Annotated in this window: 18 protein-coding genes; 17 read left to right on the top strand and 1 reads right to left on the bottom strand. The window is 54.9% G+C overall.

Features of this window, described 5'->3' with window-relative positions; all coding sequences use genetic code 11:
* The first annotated feature begins 142 nt into the window (after positions 1–142).
* From ACYVRB_RS02825 to ACYVRB_RS02840, 4 genes are all read left to right on the top strand, one after another.
* Positions 143–2,320, top strand: coding sequence for a DUF6056 family protein (locus tag ACYVRB_RS02825; RefSeq protein WP_461213424.1), 2,178 nt, complete (start codon positions 143–145; stop codon positions 2,318–2,320).
* Positions 2,321–2,323: 3 nt separating this feature from the next.
* Complete coding sequence (locus tag ACYVRB_RS02830; RefSeq protein WP_461213425.1) at positions 2,324–3,640, top strand: EAL domain-containing protein; 1,317 nt, start codon at positions 2,324–2,326, stop codon at positions 3,638–3,640.
* Positions 3,637–4,959: a glycosyltransferase family 2 protein gene (locus ACYVRB_RS02835; RefSeq protein ID WP_461213426.1), complete on the top strand. Its 1,323-nt coding sequence runs from the start codon at positions 3,637–3,639 to the stop codon at positions 4,957–4,959. The genes ACYVRB_RS02830 and ACYVRB_RS02835 overlap by 4 nt, the downstream gene beginning before the upstream one ends.
* A gap of 93 nt (positions 4,960–5,052) precedes the next feature.
* Positions 5,053–6,357, top strand: coding sequence for a 3'-5' exonuclease (locus ACYVRB_RS02840; RefSeq protein ID WP_461213428.1), 1,305 nt, complete (start codon positions 5,053–5,055; stop codon positions 6,355–6,357).
* A gap of 687 nt (positions 6,358–7,044) precedes the next feature.
* Here the strand turns inward: ACYVRB_RS02840 and ACYVRB_RS02845 are convergent.
* Complete coding sequence (locus tag ACYVRB_RS02845) at positions 7,045–7,365, bottom strand: hypothetical protein (protein WP_461213429.1); 321 nt, start codon at positions 7,363–7,365, stop codon at positions 7,045–7,047.
* A 234-nt stretch (positions 7,366–7,599) separates the two neighbouring features.
* Between ACYVRB_RS02845 and ACYVRB_RS02850 the strand changes: the two genes are divergently transcribed.
* The 13 genes from ACYVRB_RS02850 to ACYVRB_RS02910 all read left to right on the top strand — a co-directional run bounded on the left by ACYVRB_RS02850 (position 7,600) and on the right by ACYVRB_RS02910 (position 23,848).
* Positions 7,600–7,830 carry a DUF1858 domain-containing protein gene (locus tag ACYVRB_RS02850; protein ID WP_461213430.1) on the top strand — a complete coding sequence of 77 codons (231 nt, stop codon included), beginning with the start codon at positions 7,600–7,602 and terminating at the stop codon, positions 7,828–7,830.
* A complete protein-coding gene (locus ACYVRB_RS02855; protein WP_461213431.1) occupies positions 7,823–9,352 on the top strand; it encodes a DUF438 domain-containing protein in 1,530 nt (509 codons plus the stop codon). Before ACYVRB_RS02850 ends, ACYVRB_RS02855 begins: the two co-directional genes overlap by 8 nt.
* A 132-nt stretch (positions 9,353–9,484) precedes the next feature.
* Positions 9,485–11,734, top strand: coding sequence for a DNA helicase PcrA (gene pcrA / locus ACYVRB_RS02860; RefSeq protein WP_461213432.1), 2,250 nt, complete (start codon positions 9,485–9,487; stop codon positions 11,732–11,734).
* A gap of 24 nt (positions 11,735–11,758) precedes the next feature.
* Positions 11,759–13,792, top strand: a complete 2,034-nt coding sequence (gene ligA, locus ACYVRB_RS02865; protein ID WP_461213433.1) for an NAD-dependent DNA ligase LigA — start codon at positions 11,759–11,761, stop codon at positions 13,790–13,792.
* Complete coding sequence (locus ACYVRB_RS02870; RefSeq protein ID WP_461213434.1) at positions 13,792–14,970, top strand: CamS family sex pheromone protein; 1,179 nt, start codon at positions 13,792–13,794, stop codon at positions 14,968–14,970. The genes ligA and ACYVRB_RS02870 overlap by 1 nt, the downstream gene beginning before the upstream one ends.
* Before the next feature lie 144 nt (positions 14,971–15,114).
* Positions 15,115–15,411: an Asp-tRNA(Asn)/Glu-tRNA(Gln) amidotransferase subunit GatC gene (gatC, locus tag ACYVRB_RS02875; protein WP_461213435.1), complete on the top strand. Its 297-nt coding sequence runs from the start codon at positions 15,115–15,117 to the stop codon at positions 15,409–15,411.
* A 1-nt stretch (position 15,412) separates the two neighbouring features.
* Positions 15,413–16,870 carry an Asp-tRNA(Asn)/Glu-tRNA(Gln) amidotransferase subunit GatA gene (gene gatA, locus ACYVRB_RS02880; protein WP_461213436.1) on the top strand — a complete coding sequence of 486 codons (1,458 nt, stop codon included), beginning with the start codon at positions 15,413–15,415 and terminating at the stop codon, positions 16,868–16,870.
* Positions 16,870–18,300: an Asp-tRNA(Asn)/Glu-tRNA(Gln) amidotransferase subunit GatB gene (gene gatB / locus ACYVRB_RS02885; protein ID WP_461213437.1), complete on the top strand. Its 1,431-nt coding sequence runs from the start codon at positions 16,870–16,872 to the stop codon at positions 18,298–18,300. The genes gatA and gatB overlap by 1 nt, the downstream gene beginning before the upstream one ends.
* A gap of 746 nt (positions 18,301–19,046) precedes the next feature.
* A complete protein-coding gene (locus ACYVRB_RS02890) occupies positions 19,047–20,063 on the top strand; it encodes a diacylglycerol kinase (protein WP_461213438.1) in 1,017 nt (338 codons plus the stop codon).
* A gap of 105 nt (positions 20,064–20,168) precedes the next feature.
* Complete coding sequence (gene rlmD, locus ACYVRB_RS02895) at positions 20,169–21,527, top strand: 23S rRNA (uracil(1939)-C(5))-methyltransferase RlmD (RefSeq protein ID WP_461213439.1); 1,359 nt, start codon at positions 20,169–20,171, stop codon at positions 21,525–21,527.
* 124 nt (positions 21,528–21,651) lie between these two features.
* Positions 21,652–22,611, top strand: coding sequence for a TDT family transporter (locus ACYVRB_RS02900; RefSeq protein ID WP_461213440.1), 960 nt, complete (start codon positions 21,652–21,654; stop codon positions 22,609–22,611).
* Between the two features lie 39 nt (positions 22,612–22,650).
* A complete protein-coding gene (locus tag ACYVRB_RS02905) occupies positions 22,651–23,169 on the top strand; it encodes a nitroreductase family protein (protein ID WP_461213441.1) in 519 nt (172 codons plus the stop codon).
* A gap of 133 nt (positions 23,170–23,302) precedes the next feature.
* Positions 23,303–23,848 (top strand): DUF805 domain-containing protein, encoded by a 546-nt coding sequence (locus ACYVRB_RS02910; RefSeq protein WP_461213442.1) that lies wholly within the window; start codon positions 23,303–23,305, stop codon positions 23,846–23,848.
* The last annotated feature ends 1 nt before the right edge of the window (position 23,849 follow it).

Below are 23,849 nucleotides of genomic sequence, written 5' to 3' on the forward strand. Positions count from 1 at the left end.
AAATGGTAGACCAATTATTATTTTATTTGCGACACTAGATGAAAAAGCTATATCTTTTCATCTTAAGATGCACGATTAAGCCTGATATTGTGATATTATTTACTATACAACAAATGTTGACACAAGTTTGGGGGACGATTCCGTGAATCGTAAAGTCAACAGAATTCTCTGGTTCGCTGGTTTTTGTGTGCTCTGCGTCGGCGTCTTCTTATTGATGAAGGTGCTGTATGACGTGAGCGGCTATTCCGGCGATGATTATTTATATCATTTTTTCTATCAAGGCGAATGGCCTCACCATCTGCGTGGCATCCATAACCTTTGGGATTTGCTGTTGTCGTTGCAAAACCACACGCGGATCTACAACGGTCGCTTCGTTGCGCACGCAGGGGTGATGACAGCGATGCAGTTTCCTAAAGCGGTGTTCAACGTTGCCAGCGCGGCGGTGTTTGTGCTGGTCGGGATCTTGATGAATCTGCATGTCTTTGGCAAAAAACGGATCCGGGTCGGCTTCTTGGCGTTGACCTATGCGCTGATGTGGGTTGGCTTGCCGGATTACGGCACCACGATCTTGTGGTTATCTGGGGCTTTCAACTATCTTTGGGTGGCGCTGATCTATCTCAGCTTTTTGTTACCGTATCGATTCAACTACCACGCCAAGCATCCGCGCTTGATGGTCGTTGGCATGTCGGTGTTAGGCTTTTTTGCCGGCGCCACCAACGAAAACGCCGCCCCGGTCACAGTGTTTATCGCTTTGGCCTTTACTTTGTTTGACTGGCAGAAGTCACAGCTTGGCTGGAAGTGGGCAGGCGGGATCGCCGCCGGGTTTGGCTATTACATCGTGTTGATTTCAGGGGTCAATCAGATCGCTGTGCGCGGCAAACAGTTTCAGATCGGTAAGCTGCTCGCTGAAACGGGGCAATATTCTGGCTGGCTGTTGTTGCTGGTAGCAGGGGTGCTCGTGTACCTCGGCTGGCAGCATCACACCTTCGGCCACCAGCTGTTATGGCGCCGGGATCGTGAGTATCTGGCCGGGTGTCTGTATGCGCTTGGCGCCATCTTGGGCATCGTGGCGCTGATCGTGTCGCCACAGATCCTCAGCCGGGTGTTTTTCGGGCCGAATCTGTATCTGATCATCGCGCTACTGTTGTTGGCGCAAGACCACGCACGCTTGCGAGCGGGTACCTGGATCAGCCGCCTGTTACCGGGGTTGTTGGCCCTGTGCCTTGGCGTTTATGCGATCCCAGGTTTTCAAGCGGCGGTGCAATCGAATTATCGGTCGTATCAGACTTGGGCTAATGGGGATGCGATCTGCCGCTATGACGCCAAACACGACATTAAACACGCCGCGGTTCCTGGCATGGCGCCGGTATACACCGACCGCAATCAGTATTGGCAATCGACGTATGTCGCCAATGGGAACCCGAAGAAACGCTGGTTCAACGCTTGGATGGCCGCTTATTACCACCTGGATACCGTCACGGTCGACAATTCACTGCCGCTCAAGCGTTATTCTGCCGTCGAGCACACCTGGGGCTGGCATCTCTATCAGGCGTTGGTGCGTGCTTATTCTCGCGGCCAGCATCTGATCAAAGGCCAGCGAGTTGCCGCGGCCACGCAGATGCGTACCGCTACGTTGCGCTATATCGATACCAGCGGCAAACAGGTCGGCACCGAGCCGATCTCCGGGAACATCGGCACGACGTTTGATATTTCACACGCTTCGGTTGCTGGCTATATCACCGCTTCTGGCAATCCTAAGGCGTACACGTTCACCGCGGCGGCTGACCAGTCGCTGGTGATTCATGTGGCCAAGCAGGCTAAGGCGTTGTTGGTTTTTCAAGCTGGTAAGCAAACCGTGGCGACAGAGCCGATCAGTGGCGCCGCCGGGCAAACTGTCGATATTCACCGCGCCGGGACCGCCGGCTATCGCACTTTGGGGAGTGCGCCGACGACATACCGGTTGACGGCTGCGGCCAACCAGCGGGTGGTGATTCCCGTGCAGGCCCAAAAACAAGGGATCACGATCAGCTATGTCGATGACGGTCACCGGGTCTATCGCGTCTATGAAGAAGTCGCTACTGGGCACAACATTCCGATCCGGGCGCCGTTTGGGTATCGCCTGTTGAAACCAACAACGCGCGTGATGCCGGCTTCGGGCTTGGCAACGCTCACGATCCCGGTCACGCGGGTGCACGGCTGGTTGCGGTTGAAAACCAGCGTGCCGTTTTGGGTCGTGATCGTGTTGTTGCTTCTGGCGCTTTGGGATCATGTGGCGGCATATCGCGTTTATCGCGGTTTGGTGAGGACTAAGGGAGTGTAAAGCATGTTAAGGACGCTGGAATTCTGGCTGTTTTGGACAGCCATCGCCTTGCTCGTCTTGGCGGTGGTCGTCGTGTGCGTGTATTTCTACCATTCACGCAAGCGCTCGAACAACTACCTCGGGAAAAAAGAACTCGAGTTGCGCTATTTCATCCAACCGACCGTTGATGCCGAGCAAAAGATCACCGGTTACGAATGTTTGTTGCGCCAGAAACAGCCTGATGGGAGCTGGCGCCTGCCGCAACAATTAGAGACCTTGCCGCTGCAACGGGTGATCTCGCTATTGGAGACGACGTTTCAGTCGTTGCCGCAAAAAGCCTATCAGTTATCGATCAATCTGGATTATTCCCAGATCATCAGCCCGGAGTTCGACTACTTCGTGCGCTGGGCGATCGCCAACATTGCCCCGATGAAGCTCGCGGTGGAGATGAAGCTGGATCCCAATACGCGCTATCCATACAAGCCGACGTTTTTGCGGCATATCCGTGGCGGGCAGACATACGGGATGAAGTTTGAAGTCGATAACGTTGGTTCTGAAAGTGCGGATATGAAAAGTATCGGCTGGATGGTCGGGGTGATCGACACGCTCAAATGTTCGATGCGGGCCTTTCGCAAAACCAACCCAAACGAATGGCTGGATCTTAACTTGCAGTCTTGGCGACAGTTTGCCGAGCATCAACATATGCAGCTGGTGTTGACCGGCATTGAAGATGAACAAGACGAGGCTTTGGCCGAACAGCTCAACATCGGGTTACGCCAAGGGTATCATTTTGGCCGGCCGAGCGATCCGGTGGTGCACAAGGAGGTGGCGAAGATGGCCAAACAAAATTCAACTGAGCAGCAGCTTTATACCGACGCCTATTATGAGCACGGGCATTGGTTATTGAAGCTTCGCCAGACACTGGTAGCCATCTTGGGTTGGCTCTGCGTGTTCGTGCCGATGGTGATTACCGCCGTGAGTTATTACGGCGTCAAAACCGGTAAGATCAAGCCGTTTTGGCATTATGGCGAAGGCATCTTTGAGATCCGCTTTATCGGGGTGATCTTGCTGTTTCTGGCGGCGGTGGCGCTGATCTTCACCGTTTCAATGACGATCATCCAGGTGCGCAAGCGCGATCGGCTGGTGGAACAGTGGCCGACGTTTGACCCGATCAGCCAAAAAGAGCGTGAAACCGAACTGGAACAGTTCATGGATGAACGTTTTGGGCCGGCCAGCTTTCGTGAAAATGTCAAAACTTATCACGTGACGCCTGACAAAAACCTCGACACCGACGAGTTTCAACACCTGTTTGATAAGCAGCGAAAGGAGCGCCAGTCATGATCGACCACCTGTTTGAAAGCACGACTTGGGGCACGGTGGCGACCGCGGCGTTGTTGGTGTTGTGCCTGTATCCGATCATCGGCTCGTTCTTCTGGTTCTTCGGGTCGCTGAGCTATCGCTGGTTGCGGCCAAACACCGAAGATAACGACTGGCAGCAGTTGCCGGTCGCCAAGCAACCGCTAGTGACGATCATGATCCCGGCCCACAACGAAGAAATCATGATCGAATCCACGATCAGGTATTTATTTACCGCGCTCAATTACACGAATTACGAGATTTTGGTGATGAACGACGGCTCGACCGACGACACCGAAGCCATTGTGACGCGGCTGCAACACGAGTTTCCAAGGTTGCGGCTGATCACGATCGAAAAGAATAAGGGTAAGGCGCACGCGTTCAACATCGGGATGTATTTTGCTAAAGGCGAATATATCCTTAGCAACGATGCCGACACCGTTCCTGAGCCCGACGCCTTGATGAAGTACATGAACTACTTCATTCACGACCGAGATATCAACACCAGTGCGGTGACAGCCAACATGGATGTTCAAAATCGCACCAAGCTGATCTGCAAGTCGCAAACCGTTGAGTTTTCAAGCATCGTGGGGGTCATCAAGCGCAGCCAAGCGGCGGTGAACGATTCGATGTACGCTTATTCCGGCGCCAACACGATGTATCGCAAGAGCTTTCTGGTGTCTGTTGGCGGCTTCCGTCAAAACCGCGCGACAGAAGACATCTCGATCGCCTGGGATCACCAGATGATCGGGGCGGTACCCCGGTTTGCGCCGAACATCGTTTTTCACATGAACGTGCCTGAAACTGTCGGCGACTTGTTCAAACAACGCAAGCGCTGGGCGCAAGGTGGCACGGAGGTGTGGCTGACCAACATCAAGAAGTTTGTCAAACACCCCATTCGCCACCGCTACCAGCTGTCGATGTTTGTCGATTCGACGCTGTCGATCTTGTGGTCGTTTTTCTTCATCCTGACGACCTTGCTGTTTGCCGCTAACTGCGTGTACTTTCTGGTTACCGGCAACTATGAGCGGCTGTGGCACGCGATCGCGATGTCGTTCATCTTCGTGACGTTTGAGATGCTGGCGGGATTTTTGCAACTATTGGTGGCACTGATCCTCGATCACCATGCGGCTAAGTTGAAGTATCTGGAATTTGCGCCGCTTTACATGCTGTTTTTTTGGATGGTTAACCCGATCACAATTGCAGTGACCTTCGTGCCGGCGCTCAAGACGATCTTGGGCAAAGGCTCAGGGACTTGGGTCAGTCCTCAGCGACGGGCGCTGTTGAAAGAACAAAAGAAGTGAATAGGTAGTGGATGAGGTGAGACGAATCTGTCTCGCCTTTTTTGTTTCCCTTGGGGTTTGCGGTAGAATGGAGCAAGTGACAAGGAGGACGAGATGGACGAATTGAGACAAGCGCTGCAGGCGCTTTATACAACAGACTGGCAACCGCAACTGCTGGGGGCATTGAAGGCGCTGGCGGCAGTTGGCGGCGGCACGCAGACTCAGATCGCTTTAACGACGCAGACGCTTGATTTGCGAGGGTTATGGCCGAAGACGCTGACGCTCGAAGATCAACCAGCCGCGAGTGCGCCGCTATGGCCGCGACTGACGGCAACGGCGACCATCGAGCTTGTGCCACCAGTCGGCAAGCCTGTCGATTGGCTGATCCGTAAGTTGTTGCGCACGTACACGACTGCCTTGCGTGATCCCGCCCAACTGCCGCAAAGTCTGGTGCCTGAATGGCCATTGGTGCGGGCGTTGTACAACCACCTGCAAGGGTATGCCGGTATCATCCATCAGCTGCACCTGGCGCCTGATCAAGACCCGGTGCATCTCGAATTACACGGGGCAGTGGCGCAAGAAACGCAAGCTATGCTCGACCGCGCCGGGGTGGCTTGGGCGCCTGCGCCAATGTTGGCACCTTGGTCGCGCGCGTTCAGTAGCGAGCCCCACATGGAAGACTTGGTCATCGACGTGGCGCATCCGCGCACTGGACGGGCCGAGGCCGGGTTGCAAAACGATGTCTTGGCGCGGGCCAAGAGCCTGCGTCGCCGGCATTGGACGCAGACGCCAGCACCAGCATTCACCAAGCAAAAGCCGATATTGAAACAGCTGTCCGGACGGCCTGATGCCTATACCGTTTTTGACCTGGAGTTTTCCAGTGGCAACAAGCAAGAAGGCCAGTTCGCCACGGAAATCGGGGCGTTAAAAGTACGCGCTGGCAAAATCGTCGACACATTCGATTGTTTCGTGCAGATCCCCCGAGGGTCAAGGCTAAACCGGCGTTCACAGGCGCTGACAGGCATTCACACCGGACTCCTGACGCGCTACGGGCGGCCGGCAACCACGGCGTTGGCAGAGTTTCAAAACTTCATTGGCAAAGACCCACTCTTAGGGTTTGCCGTCAAAGGCGGCGACTTGCTAGTGATGCAGCGGCAATTCGGTCTGTACGCGACGCCTGGGCGTTTGTTAGATGTCGCTGATCTGGCCAAGGGGTTTGGGCCAATGCCGGGCTTGCCCGATGTGGGCTTGTCCAAATATCGTGGCTATCTGGGGTTGGATATCTTGGCACACGGGGCGGTGTATGACGCGGTGACGACCTACGCGTTATACGCCTATTTGCAAGAGATCCCGATCGCACCAGAAAAACTAATGGCGGAATTCAATCAAGTGTTTGCGGCTACCAGTCTGAAAAAATAATCGCCAAATTTGCTGAGTCAAAAAAATCACCACCGCTTACAATCCGTGAGACAATCGTTTGTGGAGTTGGGAAGGGGCAACTGTTGGCCGGTCCTTCGGATGTTTCATGTTTCCAAAGCACACCAGTGCGACCGTTCGCGGTCTTCTGATCCTAGGAGGCTGGCTCTCTAACACCAGATGATAGCAGGCTAGTGTAACAGCAGCCGATTTCGGTGTAAGTGAATGCACAACCACTTGGTGACAAGTGAAGCTTGTCTATGAGTCGAGATCCGAAACGCGGTGCAACGCAAACGTAGGACTAAGGGGGTCGTTTGGTTAAGACCGCGTCGTCGTGGCTTGTGGCCGGTACACAGAGCGAAGCAAGGCGATGCCGTTGCCTTGCGTAGCTCCCTCAGCAAAGGAAGATCGTACACGCCAGTCGCAGACAGACACGGTCAATTTTGATGACACTCATTGTCAAAATTGACCAAACCAGGATGCTTCTTTATGTGCGTGATTCCTCCAAAATCACCTAAACAAAAAAATGAACGCAAAACAGCTTATTTGAGTTACCCATAAATACCAGCCACGGCACGCGCGGCGTTTCATGGCGTTAGTGCGTCTTGCTAACCAATGGGTGCGATTGCAAACGCTAAACAACAGGAGCGCTACCGGCCATCAATTGGCGAATAGCGCTCCTGTTTTGGGTTAATGCAACTGATTCGTGTCGAACAACGCGCGGATCTTGGTCTGAATCAGCAACAAGGTGGCGTGAGATTCGGTTTTGAAACGGGCCACCAACGGCGCGCTGGTCAAGGTATCGACGGTCAACAGCGGCTGGTTGTTGATGTCGAAAATATGCAGGCCGTCTGCTTCGAGCTTGGCGGTCATATAGCCGCCTTCGATGCCTTCATCTAATAATTGTTGCGCCCAGTTCTGCAAGCCGCGCTGGATGACCTGGTCGACTGGTAGGGACAACTTGGTCGCGAGGGCTTCGGCTTCCGCCATGGTTTCTGGAACTTCATGCATTGCTATCACTCCTTGGCATTCGAATTGTTGATCTGTCTAGACATGCTTGGCTTTAATGTACACCCCGAATCCAGCAAAGTCACGCGCAAGCGTCGCCAGTGTAACCGGTTAAAAAGGTTAGCAGAAACACATCTACGCACAAGCAAGATACTGATTTTTTAAGGTGAGATGGTATAATGAGGTTATTATTAGAATTTGGTGTGCCCAGGCGCACCGGTGAAAGGAAGTAGCCACATGACTGAAATTTCGCTTGAGACGCCAGTGCGTGAATTGGTCACCGCCCATCCTGACATCGTGTCTGTGATGGTGGCGATGGGGTTGGACGGTGTGACCGACCCGAAGCTGCTGAACACCGTTGGCCGCTTCATGACCTTGGCCAAAGGCGCCAAAATGAAGCATATCGCCTTAGAAGATCTGACGACGACATTGGCGCAAGCCGGATTCGAGGTAGTTGATCATGAGTGAAACCCATGCCGTTGACCGGCAGAAAAAAATTGTGCAGATCTTGTCGATGCTACACGATGGCGGCTCCTTTGAAGAAGCCAAGAAGATCTTTGATGCCACCTTTGATGGCGTCGACGTGTCGGAGATCACTAACGCTGAGCGTGAATTGATCTCAACGGGCCTCAACCCGATGGAGATTCAGACGCTGTGCAACGTGCACGCGGCGGTGTTCCGCGGCAAGATCAATAACGACACCAAGACCCCGACTGAAGATATTCCCGGGCATCCGGTGCAGGTGCTGAAGCTGGAGAACACGGTGTTGATGTCGCTGCTCAACGACGAGCTGTTGCCGACGCTCAAGAAGTGGCAACAAGCCGGCAGCGACCCAGAACTCTTGAAGCGGCTGCAAAACGCCTTGCAAGATCTCACCAAAATCGACAAGCATTACCTGCGCAAAGAGAACTTGATCTTTCCGCTGATGACCAAATACGGCATCACGGCGCCGCCAAAAGTCATGTGGGGTGTCGATGACGAGATCCGCGGCTGGATCAAAGACGCGTTGGCGTTGGTGACCAGCGAACCACTGCCGGATAAATACGACATCGAAGCCGCGATCGAAAAGGCGGCCAAAGAAGTCGACGAGATGGTCTTCAAAGAAGAAGAGATCATGTTGCCGATGGACCTAGAAGTTTTTTCCGCCGCAGATTGGGCGATGATCCAGCGCGAATCTGACGCCATCGGCTACACCCTGATTGCGCAGCCGCTACCGTGGCAGCCGACCGCAGAAGAGCTGGCGGTCAAGCCCAAGCCGTCCAAAATGGCGGCGGAACTCAACGCGATGGCAGAAGAGCTGGCGACTAGCCAAGACCTTGCGTCTAAGCGTCCGAAGCGCGAAACCGACCGCGACGTGCTCAAAGAAATCCACCAAGGGACCCCGATGCCGGTGGCGCCGGCAGAAACGCTGGCCAAGCTCAACGGGGCCAAAACCGCAGACGGCGACAACGACAAGCACGTGCCGTCGATTTCCGTGCAGAAGCCCAAAGTCCACAAGCCTAAGCGCCATCGCGGCCCGGCGGTGTTTGGTGCGGCCACCAGTGAATCGGATTCCGGTCGCATCGAAATCGACGGCGTGCATCCGGCGCGGGTGCTGTTACCGACCGGTTCGCTGGATCTGGATGAACTGACCAACGTTTTGCGCGTGTTGCCGCTTGATCTGACGTTTGTCGATGCGACCGACACGGTGCGCTGGTTCTCCGATTCCGGCGAACGCGTCTTCCCGCGGACGACGGCGGTGATCGGCCGACTGGTGAAAGATTGCCATCCGCCTAAGTCGGTGGACAAAGTCGAGAAAATCTTGCGTGATTTTCACGAAGGCCGAGAAGACCACGCAGATTTTTGGATCAACCTGCATCATGAATCAATGATCTATATCCGCTACTTTGCCATCCGTGATCCTGAAGGGGAGTATCTCGGTTGCCTCGAGGTCACGCAAGATATTTCTGAAATTCAAAAACTTGAGGGTGAAAAGCGGCTAGGAAGCTAGCCGGTTGACGCCTTAATACCCGATGAGAACGCCTGTCCAAACAGGTGTTTTTTTGGTATACTTTCCACAGTTTACGCGATGGCGATATGGCGTCGCAAGCAATCTGGAAGAAGCGAAAGGACGACAAATTCAATGGCGACTGCACCAATGTTAGACGGCATGAACGACAAGCAAACAGAGGCGGTACTGGCGACGGAAGGCCCCGTTTTGATCATGGCAGGCGCCGGGTCCGGTAAGACGCGGGTGCTCACGCATCGGATCGCTTATCTGATCGAAGAAAAAAACGTCAGCCCGTGGCGGATCTTGGCGATCACCTTCACCAACAAGGCGGCTCGCGAAATGAAAGAGCGGGTTGGCAGCTTATTGGATGAAGAAGTCGCCCGCGACGTGTGGGTTTCGACGTTCCACGCGCTGTGCGTGCGCATCTTGCGCCGCGACATCGAAAAACTCGGCATGAATCGCGCGTTCACCATCGCCGATCCCGCCGAGCAATTGACCCTGGTGAAGCACATCTTGGCGGACATGAATCTTGATCCTAAGCGCTACGATCCCAAGGCGATTTTGGGGACGATCTCAAGCGCTAAAAATGACCTGCTGACACCAGACGACTATGCCAAAAATGCCGCGAGTCCGTTTGAAAAAATCGTGGTCGAGGTCTACAAGGAATATCAGAAGCGGTTGCGCGGCGATCAGGCGCTGGATTTTGATGATTTGATCATGATGACTATCCAACTGTTCCAGCAAGATCAAGAAACGCTTGAGTTCTACCAGCGTAAGTTTCAATACATCCATGTCGACGAATACCAGGATACCAACGAAGCCCAATACCAGCTGGTACATTTGCTGGCAGAAGGCTACCGCAACTTGTGCGTCGTCGGGGATGCCGACCAGAGCATCTACGGCTGGCGAGGTGCCAACATGCAAAATATCTTGGACTTCAAAGATGACTACAAAGACGCCCAGGTCATCTTGTTGGAGCAAAATTACCGCTCGACCAAGACGATCCTGGACGCCGCCAATGCCGTCATCAAAAACAACCAAAAGCGCCAGGTGAAAACTTTGTGGACGGAAAATCCGGTGGGCGACAAGATCACCTATTACCGCGCCCAAAGCGAAACCGACGAAGCCTATTTCATCATCAAACAGATCGAAGCCGGCATCGCCAAAAACCACTGGCACTATAACGATTTTGCCGTGCTCTACCGCACCAACGCGCAATCGCGGTCTGTCGAAGAAGCCTTCGTTAAAGCTAACATCCCTTATAAAATGGTCGGTGGCCACAAGTTCTACGACCGCAAGGAAATTCGCGATGCCTTGGCTTATTTCCGCTTGGTCGTCAATCCCGAAGATGACATGAGCTTCAACCGGATCGTCAACGAACCTAAGCGTGGGATCGGAGCGACTTCTGTTGAGAAACTCGAAGCCTTCGCCGCTCAAAACGGCTGGTCGTTGTTAGAAGCGGCCAGCAACGCGGAGCTGTCGCCGGTGTCTGGCAAGGCACGCAAAAGCCTGGCAGAATTCGGCGCCACCCTACAAAAGCTTGCGGCGCAACGTTCCAAGTGGACGATCACCGAGATGATGGAACACATCTTGGATGAAACCGGCTATCTGCCGGTGTTGAAAGCCGCCGACTCGGTGGAAGCCGACACGCGGATCGACAACTTGAACGAACTATTATCCGTGACCCGCCAGTTCGACGCGCGTTATCAACCCGAAGATGAAAACAGCGATATTTTCGTCGACTTCTTGGCCGATCTGGCGCTGTTGTCGGATCAAGACACCGAAGACGACGACGCCAAAGAGGTCACCTTGATGACGCTGCATGCCGCTAAGGGGCTGGAATTCCCGGTCGTGTTCATGGTGGGCATGGAAGAAGGCCTGTTTCCGCTGAGTCGTGCGGCGATGGATGAGACCCAGCTTGAAGAAGAGCGCCGCCTGGCATATGTCGGGATCACTCGCGCGCAAAAGAAGCTGTATCTCACCAACGCATTTGCGCGGATGCTTTACGGTCAGCGCCAAAATAACCCGGCTAGCCGCTTCATCGACGAGATCTCACCGGAGCTGATGGAAACCGCCGGCGGCACCCAGGTGAAGTCGGACATTCCGTTCATCAACCGCACGCAGCGGGCGGTGACCCCGACTTACAGCAAGCATCCGGTCGGCACCAAGGCCAAGGTCGTCGCCGACCACTCGGCGGCGCCGACGACCGCCGCGGGCAAAACCAGCTGGACGGCAGGCGACAAGGTCGAACACCGCAAGTGGGGTGTGGGCACCGTCGTTAAGGTCAATGGCCAAGGCGATGATCAAGAGCTCGATATCGCGTTTGCGGCCCAAGGCGTCAAGCGCCTGCTCGCGGCGTTTGCCCCAATCAAGAAGCTATAACAAGATAAAGAGGAGGAAATTCTCGTGGCCGATAAGCCAGTTGCAGAGATGACACACGATGAAGCAGACCAAGCCGTAGCGGCATTGGTGAATCAGCTGAATCAGTGGCGGACGGAATATTACACGAATGACGCCCCCAGTGTCGAAGACCATATCTATGATGAAAACTACCGGCGCCTGCAGGAACTAGAAGCGGCGTTCCCCGATTTGATCACGGCCGATTCTCCGACGCAACAAGTCGGCGGAGAGATCGATAACGACTTGCCTAAGGTCCCACATCCTGTCCCGATGCTGTCGATGGGCGACGTGTTCTCGCTGGCGGAGTTGCAAGACTGGGCGACGCGGCTTGAAGGCGGCGTCGAGCAGCCACTGGCATATAATGTTGAGTTGAAGATCGACGGCCTGTCGCTGTCTTTGGTTTATGAAGGCGGCAAGCTGGTGCAAGGCTCGACGCGCGGCGACGGAAACATCGGCGAAGACGTCACCAAAAACGTCCGTACGATCCCAGACATCCCTCAGACCCTGCCGGAACCGCTGGATATCGAAGTCCGCGGTGAGTGTTACATGCCCAAAGCCGCTTTTGCCAAGCTGAACGCCGCGCGCGAAGCGGCCGGCCAGAGCGTGTTCGCCAATCCGCGCAACGCCGCGGCCGGCAGCCTTCGCCAGCTCGATGTCGCCATCACCAAAGAACGTCAGCTGGCGACATTCATGTACACGGTGATCGCACCGGAGCGTTACGGGGTGACGACGCAACATGAAGCGTTGGCTTTTCTTAAGCGCCTCGGGTTTGCCACCAATCCGTCGAGCATCGTCGCGTCAGATCTCGATGCGATGGATACCTACATCACGACCCAAACCGCAGATCGCGACCAGCTGGCTTACGGTATCGATGGGATCGTGGTGAAGGTCAACGACTTGGCACTGCAGGCCCAGTTGGGCAACACGGTGAAGGTGCCGCGGTGGGAGATCGCGTATAAGTTCCCGCCGGAAGAAGCCGAAACGGTGATTCGCGACATCGAATGGACAATCGGGCGAACCGGCGTGGTGACGCCGACGGCCGTGATGGATCCCGTCCAACTGGCGGGCACCACTGTGTCGCGGGCGACGCTGCACAACGAAGATCAGATCCGCGCCAAAGATGTGCGCATCGGCGATCACGTGATGTTGCACAAAGCCGGTGACATCATCCCGGAAGTCTCGCGGGTGGTGGTTGCTAAGCGCGCCGCCGACAGCAAACCGGCGCCGATTCCAACGGCCTGTCCGTCGTGTGGGGAAACGTTGGTGCACCTGGACGACGAAGTGGCCTTGCGCTGCATCAACCCGCGCTGTCCGGCGCAAGTCGCGTCGCAGCTGACACATTTTGCTTCCCGCAACGCGATGAACATCGACGGGCTCGGCCCGAAGATCATCGCCCAGCTGCTTGAGCGCAACTTGGTCCAAGATGTCGCAGATCTCTACCAATTGACGGCGGAATCGCTCAGCCAACTAGACAAGTTCAAGGAAAAGTCGATTAATAATCTCTTAAAAGCGATCGCCAACAGTCGGCAAAACTCTGCAGAACGCTTAGTATTTGGCTTAGGGATCCGGCACGTCGGCGGCAAGGCGGCGACGTTGTTGCTTGCCCACTTTGGTGATCTCAATGCCTTGCAACAGGCGATGCCGGAAGCCATCGCTGAAGTCGATGGGATCGGGCCGATCATCGCGGCATCCGCGGCGGCCTGGTTTGCCACTGACGGTGCCAAGCAGCTGCTAGATGAATTGCGGGCGGCCGGGGTGAACTTCGCCTACACGAGCGGCCAGCCGCAAGCAACCAGTGGGGCGTTTGCCGGCAAGACGGTGGTGATTACAGGTAAGTTCGCTGAATTCTCGCGGCCAGAGCTGGCTAAGCTGTTGACCGCACTGGGCGCCAAGGTCACCGGGTCGGTTTCCAAAAAAACCGACTGGCTGGTGGCTGGAGACAAGGCTGGCAGCAAGCTGGCCAAAGCGCAAAGCCTGTCTGTCCCTGTGATGGATGAGGCGGCGTTATTAGAAACGATGCAAAGTGAGGAAGATAATTGATGAAGAAACATCTGGCATTCGGTGCGTTAGCCGCATTGGTGATCGTCTTGGCAGGCTGTGGGAAGCTCAGCTTTAGTTCAGATTCGACGAGCACTAACAGTTCTGGTACCGCCAACAGTAAGTATCAGACGACCGGGACGGTGGATTCCAGCATGTATCAAGGCGTGATCAAAAACGGCCGCTATCAAACCAGTTCCGCACGCGGCTTAACGATCTCGACCAACACGCAAGGAAGCAATACCTACAACATCAAGTCGATGGAAAGCGGCCTACAGTCGATTTCCATGACGCATTTTCCAACCAACAAGTATTCGTTTGAAGAAGGCCAGCTATTGTCGACTGCCACGGCGAAAAATTGGCTGGCGCGCAAGTCAGCCGATAACCCGACCGGCCTGAACCCGAGTCAATACAAGAATGGCAAGAGCGGTGCGACCATCACCGATTATCAAACAAAGGCGCCTGAGTATTTGGCGACCATGCTCGAACAAGACTACATGGTGACGTCTGGCAACTCGATGAAGATCGGCGGCGTTTCCATCGCGCTGGGAATGAACGAATACTATAACTACCAAAAGCAACAATATGGGGCGACGTATTCGACGCACATCGACACCGCCACGCTGGAAAAGCAAGGTAAACAGATGGCCCAAGAGGTGATCGCGCGGGTCCGGAAGATGTCTGGCGTTGGCAACAGCGTGCCGATCGTGGTCGCTTTGTACAAGAACGCGGATCAAGATTCGCTGGTTGGCGGGACCTTTTTTGCCTCGGTGACGTCTGATTCTGGCACCAAGTTGAATAAGTGGAAGACGATCAACGAGCAAAACCAAGTGTTGCCTGTGGTGGAAAACCAAAAGGCGATCAACACTACCGTCGCCAACGATTTCTCCAACTTCTCCGACCAGATTGAAAACTTCTTCCCGACGCTTGCCGGGGTCACCGCCCAGACGCATTATGAATCTGGTCAGCTAACGGGGATGAACATTACCATCAACACGCAGTTCTATGGGGAAACCGAGATCGAGTCGTTCACGCAATATGTGGCGACGACGGCCTCCAAGGACTTGCCAAACGGCGCGAAGATCGAGATCCAGATCCAGTCGACCGCGGGGATGCAGGCTTTTGTTGCCCGCAATTCCGGCGAGAAGTCCTTCTACACGCACGTCTTCAGCAGTTATTGACCCCATGCGCCGATGTCGCAAACCCGAATTTGGGCGTGCGGCACCGGCGCTGTTTTGACGGGAATGGATTTGGCACGCGTGCTACCGCGTGTCGGCAAAGAATGGTAAACTAATGGGTAGTTTAAGTAAGAAAGCGGGGATTCGATGATTACGAAGCAAAGCGTCGCTCACGTTGCTGAATTGGCACGGTTGGCCTTCAATGAAGACGAACTGCAACAATTCACAGCCCAACTCGACGACATTTTGAACATGGTGGATCAACTTGAAGAAGTCGATACCACAGGCGTTGCCACAACGACGCAAAGCATTCACCTCCAAAACGTGATGCGTGAAGACAAGGCGGTCAACAACACGCCAACAGAGGACTTGTTCAAAAACGTCCCGACCAGCAAGGGAACGTTGATTCAAGTGCCTGCTATCATCGACAAGGAGGAAGACTAGCGTGGATTATTTCCAGACAGATATCGATGCCTTGCACGCCAAGTTGGTGGCCGGTGACATCACCGCCAGCCAGCTGACGGCAGAAACGCTGGCGGGCATCAAGCAGATCGATCCTGAGATCGATGCCTTTTTGACGTTGAATCCAGATGGCGCCAAGGCTCAAGCCGAAGCAATCGACCAGGCAGGCGTCGCTTCCGACAAGCCGCTGGCCGGGATTCCCATCGGGATCAAAGACAACATTGTGACCAAAGACCTGACGACCACGGCGGCGTCGAAGATGCTCGAAAACTTCGTGCCCGTCTATGACGCCACCGTTGTTGAAAAGCTCGCAGATGCCGGGGCCATCAACGTCGGGAAGCTGAACATGGATGAATTTGCCATGGGTTCTTCGACAGAAAACTCTGCGTTCAAGACGACCAAAAACGCCTGGGACCACACCAAGGTTCCTGGCGGCTCCAGTGGTGGCTCCGCCGCCGCCGTTGCTTCCGGACAGGTCCTGGTTGCACTGGGCACTGATACCGGTGGTTCGATCCGCCAGCCAGCCGCGTTCAACGGTATCGTCGGCGTCAAGCCAACATACGGCCGCGTGTCGCGTTGGGGACTGATCGCCTTCGGGTCGAGCCTCGATGCCATCGGGACACTGAGCCGTTCCGTCAAGGATTCCGCCCATGTGCTGAACGTCATCGCCGGCCACGACGAAAAAGACAGCACCTCTGCTGAAAAAGACGTCCCAGACTTCACCGCCAAGATTGGCCAAAGCATCAAGGGGATGAAGATCGCCTTGCCTGAAGAATATTTAGGCGAAGGGGTCGATCCGAAAATTGCCGACGCCATCCAAAAAGCCGCCGCACAGTTCCGCAAACTCGGCGCAACCGTTGAGACGGTGTCGTTGCCACACACCAAATATGCGGTACCGGCTTATTACATCATCGCCAGTTCTGAAGCCAGCTCCAACTTGCAGCGTTTTGACGGGATTCGTTACGGCTTCCGCGCCAAGGACGTGAAGAACTTGACCGATGTTTATGTGCGGTCGCGTTCTGAAGGTTTTGGTGCTGAAGTCAAGCGCCGGATCATGCTCGGGACGTTCAGCCTGTCTGCCGGTTTTTACGACGCCTACTTCAAGAAAGCGGCGCAAGTGCGGACATTGATCTCCGACGACTTCAATCAGGTCTTCAAAGATTATGATTTGGTAATGGGGCCGACGACACCGACCACCGCGTTTGGCATCGGCGAAAACGTCACCGATCCGTTGACGATGTACATGAACGACATCTTGACGATTCCGGTGAACCTCGCCGGCTTGCCAGCCGCTTCGATTCCTGCCGGTTTTGTCGACGGCATGCCGGTCGGGCTACAGCTGATCGGGAAGCACTTCGATGAAGCGACGATCTACCAGGCCGCTGATGCGTTTGAAGCGACGAATGATTATCTGGACCAGATCCCAGGAGGTGCCCAATAATGAATTTTGAAACCACGATTGGGCTGGAAGTCCACGTTGAACTCAAGACCAAGTCCAAAATGTTCTCGCCATCGCCAGTTTCTTACGGTGCAGAGCCCAACACCATGACCAACGTCATCGACTGGGGCTTCCCCGGCGTGTTGCCGTCGATCAATAAAGGCGCCTACAGCTACGGCATCATGGTGGCATTGGCGTTGCACGCTGATATTGCCGAGTACACGCATTTTGACCGGAAGAACTACTTCTATCCAGATAACCCCAAGGCCTACCAGATCACCCAGGCCGAACAGCCACTGGCGACCAACGGCTGGGTTGAAATCGAAGTCGACGGCAAAAAGAAGCGCATCGGGATCGCCGAGCTTCACGTCGAAGAAGATGCCGGGAAAAACCAGCATGAACCAGACGGCTATTCTTATGTCGACTTGAACCGGCAAGGCACCCCGCTGGTGGAAATCGTCTCCAAGCCAGATATCGCTAGCCCTGAAGAAGCCTATCAATACCTCGAACAGCTGCGCCAGATCGTGCAGTTTACCGGCGCGTCTGACGTCAAGATGGAAGAAGGGTCCATGCGTGTCGACACCAACTTGTCCGTTTCGCCGATCGGCAGCGACAAGTGGGGCACCAAGACCGAAATCAAGAACCTGAACTCTTTCAACCACGTTCGCGACGGGTTGGCCTACGAAGAAAAGCGCCAGCAAGAAGTTTTGCGCGCCGGCGGCCAGATCCGTCAGGAAACGCGGCGTTGGGATGTCGACAAGAAGGAAACTATTTTGATGCGGGTCAAGGAAGGCGCGGATGATTACCGTTACTTCCCAGAACCAGACTTGCCGCCGGTCCATGTCTCCCAGAAATGGATCGACGACGTCCAAGCCAGCCTGCCGGAAGCACCGGCGCAACGGCGTGAACGTTATGTCAGCGAATGGGGCATCCCAGAATACGACGCCGGTGTGTTGACTAACACGTTGGAAATGTCCAACTTCTTTGAAGCCACCGTTGCCAGCGGCGCCGATGCCAAGCAAGCCTCCAACTGGCTGATGGGCGAAGTGTCCGGCTACCTGAACGCGGAACACCTCGAACTCAAAGACGTTGCCTTGACCCCTGAACACCTGGCCGCCATGATCAACTTGATCAAAGATGGCACGATCTCTAGCAAGATCGCCAAGAAGGTCTTCAAGGAAATCATCCAAAACGACACCGACCCGAAGGCTTGGGTCGAGGCCAAGGGCATGGTGCAGTTGTCTGATCCCGCCAAGTTGACGCCGATCATCACCGAGATCTTGGACAACAACCAGCAAAGTATTGATGACTTCAAGGCCGGTAAAGACCGTGCGATCGGTTTCTTGGTGGGTAACATCATGAAGCAGACCCGCGGGAAAGCCAACCCGAAAGTCGTCAACCAGATCTTGATGGCCGAAATCAAGAAACGCTAATCAATACAACCGGCACGGACTGCATTCAAGTCCGTGCCGGTTTTTTATACTGTCGTTGTCTGGCAACGTCAGTCTTGGGGGTTGGGTAGACCAGTAAGCTGTCGGGTGTGGGCGAAAGCGACTCCAGCAGGATCAATCTGTCGTGGAGAGGGTGCTCGGCGGAGCTAACTCAGCTTCGCTGAGTGGATCTCCACCTGCGCTTGGCTGTAAGCGACAAGTCGCCAACAGCCATCTCACCACGTCAGATTGACCTTCTTCCGTCACTTTCGCCCACACCCTGGATTCTGCGTATCAGGATAATTTTGTGTAACGGACAAGCGGGTCGATTCATTCGACTGTGAATAGACCATTCACAACTAGTATCACTATTCGCTATCCGCCTTCCACAATCTTGGAAACCGCCACTTTGAAGTTTTAGGACGCAAATGTAAGGACAGGGTGTGCGGAGACAGGAGATGGCTCAGGCGCGGCATTGTTGTTAGCGGCTTGCCGCTTACAACAAAGGCGTCGAAGGAGATCCCCTCGACGCGAAGCGGAGAGTTAGCTCCTGAGCGCCTCGCACCGTTCCAGCCATCTCCTGTCGCAGCGCACCCCGTCCGACCTATACCACTATCTCACCACCAACCTAACTACACTTACGCTGCCGGACGACATAAGTGTGAGCGCGATTGTTTTGGATATGGCTTTTTGCGGGGATTTGCTTCATAATGAATGCTAGAATATTGCTGTGTGAAAGGACTTAGAAGATGACCCAACGTGCACGATTGATTTATAATCCGACTTCTGGAAATGAAGGCATGAAGCGCAACGTCGCTGACATCCTGAACATACTCGAACAAGCCGGCTACGAAGCGAGTGCCTATCAGACGACACCAACGCCGTTTTCGGCCAAAAAAGAGGCTTCGCGGGCGACGCTAGACGGGTTCGATCTGATCGTTGCGGCCGGCGGCGACGGCACGATCAACGAAGTCGTCAATGGCATTGCGCCGCACCGGCACCGGCCGAAGATGGCAATCATCCCTGCCGGCACCACCAACGATTACGCCCGGGCGCTACAGATTCCGCGGGAAGATCCAGTGGCGGCGGCGAAGGTGATCGCCAAAGGCCAGACGTTGCGCATGGACATTGGCAAGGCCAACAAGCACTACTTCATGAACATCGCGGCTGGCGGCTTGTTGACCGAGCTGACCTATGCGGTGCCAAGCGAATTCAAATCGATCTTTGGCTACTTCGCCTATCTGATGAAGGGTGCTGAGATGTTGCCGGCAATCAAGCAGTTTCCAATCCATCTGGAATATGATGACGGCGTGTACGATGGGCCGGCATCGATGTTTTTGCTGGCGATGACCAACTCGATCGGCGGTTTCGAACAGATCGTGCCTGATGCTAGCTTGGGTGACGGCAAGTTTTCCTTGATCGTGGTTAAAACGGCCAATCTCGCCGAATACATCAAGCTGATGGGCAAGGTCTTGAGCGGCGGCCGGCATGTCGACGATCCCAATATTATCTACACCAAGACGCAAAACCTCACCGTCACACGTGAAGACGGCGAAGAGCTCAAGGTCAACCTCGACGGGGATTATGGTGGCTCAGCACCGATGAGCTTCCAGAATCTGCGTCAACATATCGAGATGTTTGCCAACGTCGAAGCCATTCCCAGCAAGAATATCGCTGATGACATCGAAGAAAAAGACGGCTACCTCGCAGAAGTTGAAAATATTTCTGAAAGTGACGTGAACGGCAACGGCAAGATCGGTAACTAAAGCAAGCGTCCAAGGCGTCCGCCTTGGGCGCTTTGCTGTTGTGTTTAGGCGCGTTTTCTGTTAGTGTCAAGTGTTGGCACTAACTCGGAATAAAAGGAGACCACTGTGGCTAAAACTCCAGTTGTAAAGAATCAAGAATTGACCGTTACCATCGAAGACCTGACCTATGAAGGCATGGGGGTCGCGAAAGTCGACGGCTATCCGTTGTTTATCGATGGCGCCTTGCCCGGCGAAAAAGTCGTAGCACATGTCATCAAGGCAGAAAAAAAATATGCGTTTGCGCGGATGAACGAATTACTCGTTTCGTCTGCAGACCGCGTCGCACCTAAGGCCAAGGCTTATGCGCAAACCGGCATCGCGCCGCTGCAACACCTGGCTTATCCAGCGCAGCTGCGGTTCAAGCAAAACCAAGTCGTCCAGTTGTTCAAAAAATCGCATTTGGACATCGACGTTTTACCGACGCTTGGCATGGACAAGCCATACGGCTACCGTAACAAGGCCCAGATCCCGGTACGCAACGTCAACGGCGTGTTGACGACCGGCTTCTACAAGCGTCGCAGCCACGAGCTGCTGCCGCTGGAAGATTTTTATATCCAAGATCCAGAAATCGACAAGGCCGTGCTGGTCGTGCGCGACTTGCTGCGGGAATATCACATTCCGGCGTATGATGAAGTCGCCAACACCGGCGTCATCCGTCACATCATGGTGCGGCGCGGCTACTTCTCCAAGCAGCTGATGATTGTGCTGGTCAGCACGACTTGGGCAGTCGCCAATCTTGAAGAGATCGTCATGGGCATCACCAAGGCCTTACCAGAAACAGCAAGCATCATGCTCAACCTCAACAACCGCAAGACCAACGTGATCTTGGGCAAGAAGACGCGCACGCTGTTTGGCCACGATTACCTGGAAGACCAACTGCTCGGTAGCACCTTCCGAATCAGTCCGCTGTCGTTTTACCAGGTCAACCCGCGTCAAACCGAAGTCTTGTACCAAAAGGCGATCGATGCGGCAGAACTGACCGGCAAAGAAACCGTCATCGACGCGTATTCTGGGATCGGGACGATCTCCTTGTCCATGGCCAAACACGCCAAGAAGGTCTACGGCGTCGAAGTCGTTCCTGAAGCGGTGCACGATGCCAAGGTCAACGCGAGCCTCAACAGCACCAAAAACACCGAGTTCTTGGTCGGCAAGGCCGAAGACGTGATGACCAAGTGGGCGACAGAAGGTCTGCACGCGGATGTCTTGATGGTCGATCCACCACGCAAAGGCCTGGCGCCGGAGTTTGTGTCTGCTGTCGGCAAGATGTTGCCAGACAAAGTGGTTTACGTGTCTTGTAACCCGGCGACCTTGGCACGTGATATTGTCGCGTTAGGCGAGTTTGGTTATCAAGCCAAGCAAACCCAGCCTGTGGACATGTTCCCGCAGACGACGTCGATCGAAAGCGTCACGGTACTGACACGTTAATTGTAACGAGGTAGGGTCTCTGAATTTTCAGAGGCCTTTTTTTGCGGTCAAGGCCTTGTCAAAGCCTGATGAGATGCGTATTCTGGTTAAAGGGCTTGAAACCGGATTCACCATGGAGGTTAGGATGCAGACGTTTTTGGCAAGGCTCCCGCTGCCGATCAGTGGGTTGATGTTGGGATTGGCATCGCTGGGCAATATTTATCACACGGTGGCCTGGCAAGGCGGCTGGCTGTTATGCCAAGGCTTGGCGATGGGGCTGTGGTTGCTGGTCATGGCCAAATTCGTTGTCGCCCCGGGATCGGTCAAGACAGCACTTGAAGATCCAGTGGTGACGTCTGTGTTGCCCAACTTGACGATGGCAACGATGCTGATCTGCACGTGCTTGCAGGCGCTGGGGTTGCCAGCGCAACTGGTGACGGGCTTATGGTGGGTGGCGGTTGTTGGCCACTTAGCAATCATGGTTTACTTCGGGTGGCATCATCTGCTCAAGGCCCCCAAGCGCTTGGCGATGGTGATGCCCAGCTGGTTTGTGACCTTCGTGGGGATTGGCGTCATCGCGGTGACGGCACCGCAGTTTGCTCCAGCGCTAGGGGTGCCGATGGTGATCGCGTCGTTGATGACTTATGCGCTCGTGTTTCCGATCGTAATGGTGCGGTTGGTTAAAGTGCCGCTACCGACGCCGGCCAAGCCGTTGGTGACGATCGTTTGTGCGCCGGCGAGCCTGTGTCTGGCCGCGTATCTGAGCGTGGTGGCCGACCCGAATCCGATCGTTGCCGGCGGGCTGTTGCTTTTTTCGCAGGCCTTATATCTGGGCACCTTGATCGCGATCCGGCACACCTTGCGTTTGCCTTTTGCCCCGAGCATCGCGGCGTTCACGTTTCCGGTGGCGATCACCGCGACGGCCATCACCAAATACAACGCTGTCTTGTTGCCTAGCAGGTGGCCGGGCGCGTTGTTGATGGGGGCACAGTGGCTTGAGTGGGGTGTGGTGACGCTGATGGTGGCGACGGTGTTTGGCCGGTACGCGGCATTTTTGCTGCGGACGGCACACGCTTGTCGCCAGCCGGTCAGCGATCGGCATTAGTGCTATGATAGAACCATAATTAATGAGGAGGTTTTTGAGATGGAACTAGCAGACGTATTCAACCGCCGGCAGTCACAGCGGGCTTATACCGGTGAAAAGCCGAGCGACGCGCAGCTTGAGGCAATCTTGCACGCGGCCCAACAGGCGCCGGTAGCAATGGGGCGTTTTGAAAACTATCATCTGACGGTCATTCAAAGTCCTGAATTGCTAGCAGACGTCGAAAAAGCTTGTGGCGACGCTTTCCATCGCCATGGCGCGCAGATGCTTTATGGCGCACCGGTGTTTGTGTTGGTTTCCGCTTCAGGCAAAAGCAACGCGGATTATTCCAGTGCGGCGATCATTGCCCACAGCATGGCGCTGACCGCCGTTGATCAAAACGTCGGCTACTGCTATATCTGGGGAGCCGTGGCTGCGATCGATCAGACGCCAGAGCTGCTGGCCAAGCTGCAGTTGCCGGCAGGCTTCACGCCGACGTGTGGCATTGTGTTGGGTCAAAGCACCCAAGCCTACGCACCGCGGGAATTTGCCGACGAGCGCGTCAAAGTCACGCGGCTATAATCGAAAAACCGGATCGTCTGCTGGCGATCCGGTTTTGTTGCCTTGGGGTGAGGTGACAAAAGTGTTCGTTGGCAAACGGCGACCGGCTGGCTATATTTAGGGTAGGGGAACGACGGAGAATGGAGGGGCAATCATGCATGAAGATGATGAATTTTTGGCAGCGGCGACGGGCAATCGCTATTACGGCGTCGGGGGGCTGCGGGCGTTTGGCGCTTTTTTCAAGAACTATGTGAACTTCACCGGCCGCAGCACCCGGCGGGAGTATTGGTGGTTTCAGTTGTGGAACATCCTGATTACTTGGGGTGTGATGCTGATCCTGCTGGTTTCGCTGTTTGGCTCGATCGGGCAATTACTTAGCGGTTCCACGGGCGACCTGCACGGTGGGCAGGTCGCCTTGATGATCGGCAGTCTCTTGGTGATTTTTGTCTATGCATTGGCGACCATCATCCCCGGGATCGCGCTGTCGGTGCGGCGGTTTCGTGATGCCGGCGTGCATTGGGGGATCTACTTGCTGTTGCAGGTGCTGGCGGTCGCCGGTTCGATCTGGAACGCTGTTGACGATTCGAATCTCATCGGGGCGCTGTTGATCGTCGCCGTGTCGCTGACTGAATTTGTCATCACGGTGTTGCCAAGCAAGAACCCGCCGCATCAAGAAGAACAGCAGACGTTGTATCACTAGG

The sequence above is a fragment of the Lacticaseibacillus boliensis genome (assembly GCF_054784775.1).

Coding starts and splice junctions, on each gene's coding strand:
- ACYVRB_RS02830 (WP_461213425.1), top strand. CDS start 2,324: ATGTTAAGGACGCTGGAATTCTGGCTGTTTTGGACAGCCATCGCCTTG.
- ACYVRB_RS02835 (WP_461213426.1), top strand. CDS start 3,637: ATGATCGACCACCTGTTTGAAAGCACGACTTGGGGCACGGTGGCGACC.
- ACYVRB_RS02840 (WP_461213428.1), top strand. CDS start 5,053: ATGGACGAATTGAGACAAGCGCTGCAGGCGCTTTATACAACAGACTGG.
- ACYVRB_RS02845 (WP_461213429.1), bottom strand. CDS start 7,365: ATGCATGAAGTTCCAGAAACCATGGCGGAAGCCGAAGCCCTCGCGACC.
- ACYVRB_RS02850 (WP_461213430.1), top strand. CDS start 7,600: ATGACTGAAATTTCGCTTGAGACGCCAGTGCGTGAATTGGTCACCGCC.
- ACYVRB_RS02855 (WP_461213431.1), top strand. CDS start 7,823: ATGAGTGAAACCCATGCCGTTGACCGGCAGAAAAAAATTGTGCAGATC.
- pcrA (WP_461213432.1), top strand. CDS start 9,485: ATGGCGACTGCACCAATGTTAGACGGCATGAACGACAAGCAAACAGAG.
- ACYVRB_RS02870 (WP_461213434.1), top strand. CDS start 13,792: ATGAAGAAACATCTGGCATTCGGTGCGTTAGCCGCATTGGTGATCGTC.
- gatC (WP_461213435.1), top strand. CDS start 15,115: ATGATTACGAAGCAAAGCGTCGCTCACGTTGCTGAATTGGCACGGTTG.
- gatB (WP_461213437.1), top strand. CDS start 16,870: ATGAATTTTGAAACCACGATTGGGCTGGAAGTCCACGTTGAACTCAAG.
- ACYVRB_RS02890 (WP_461213438.1), top strand. CDS start 19,047: ATGACCCAACGTGCACGATTGATTTATAATCCGACTTCTGGAAATGAA.
- ACYVRB_RS02900 (WP_461213440.1), top strand. CDS start 21,652: ATGCAGACGTTTTTGGCAAGGCTCCCGCTGCCGATCAGTGGGTTGATG.
- ACYVRB_RS02905 (WP_461213441.1), top strand. CDS start 22,651: ATGGAACTAGCAGACGTATTCAACCGCCGGCAGTCACAGCGGGCTTAT.
- ACYVRB_RS02910 (WP_461213442.1), top strand. CDS start 23,303: ATGCATGAAGATGATGAATTTTTGGCAGCGGCGACGGGCAATCGCTAT.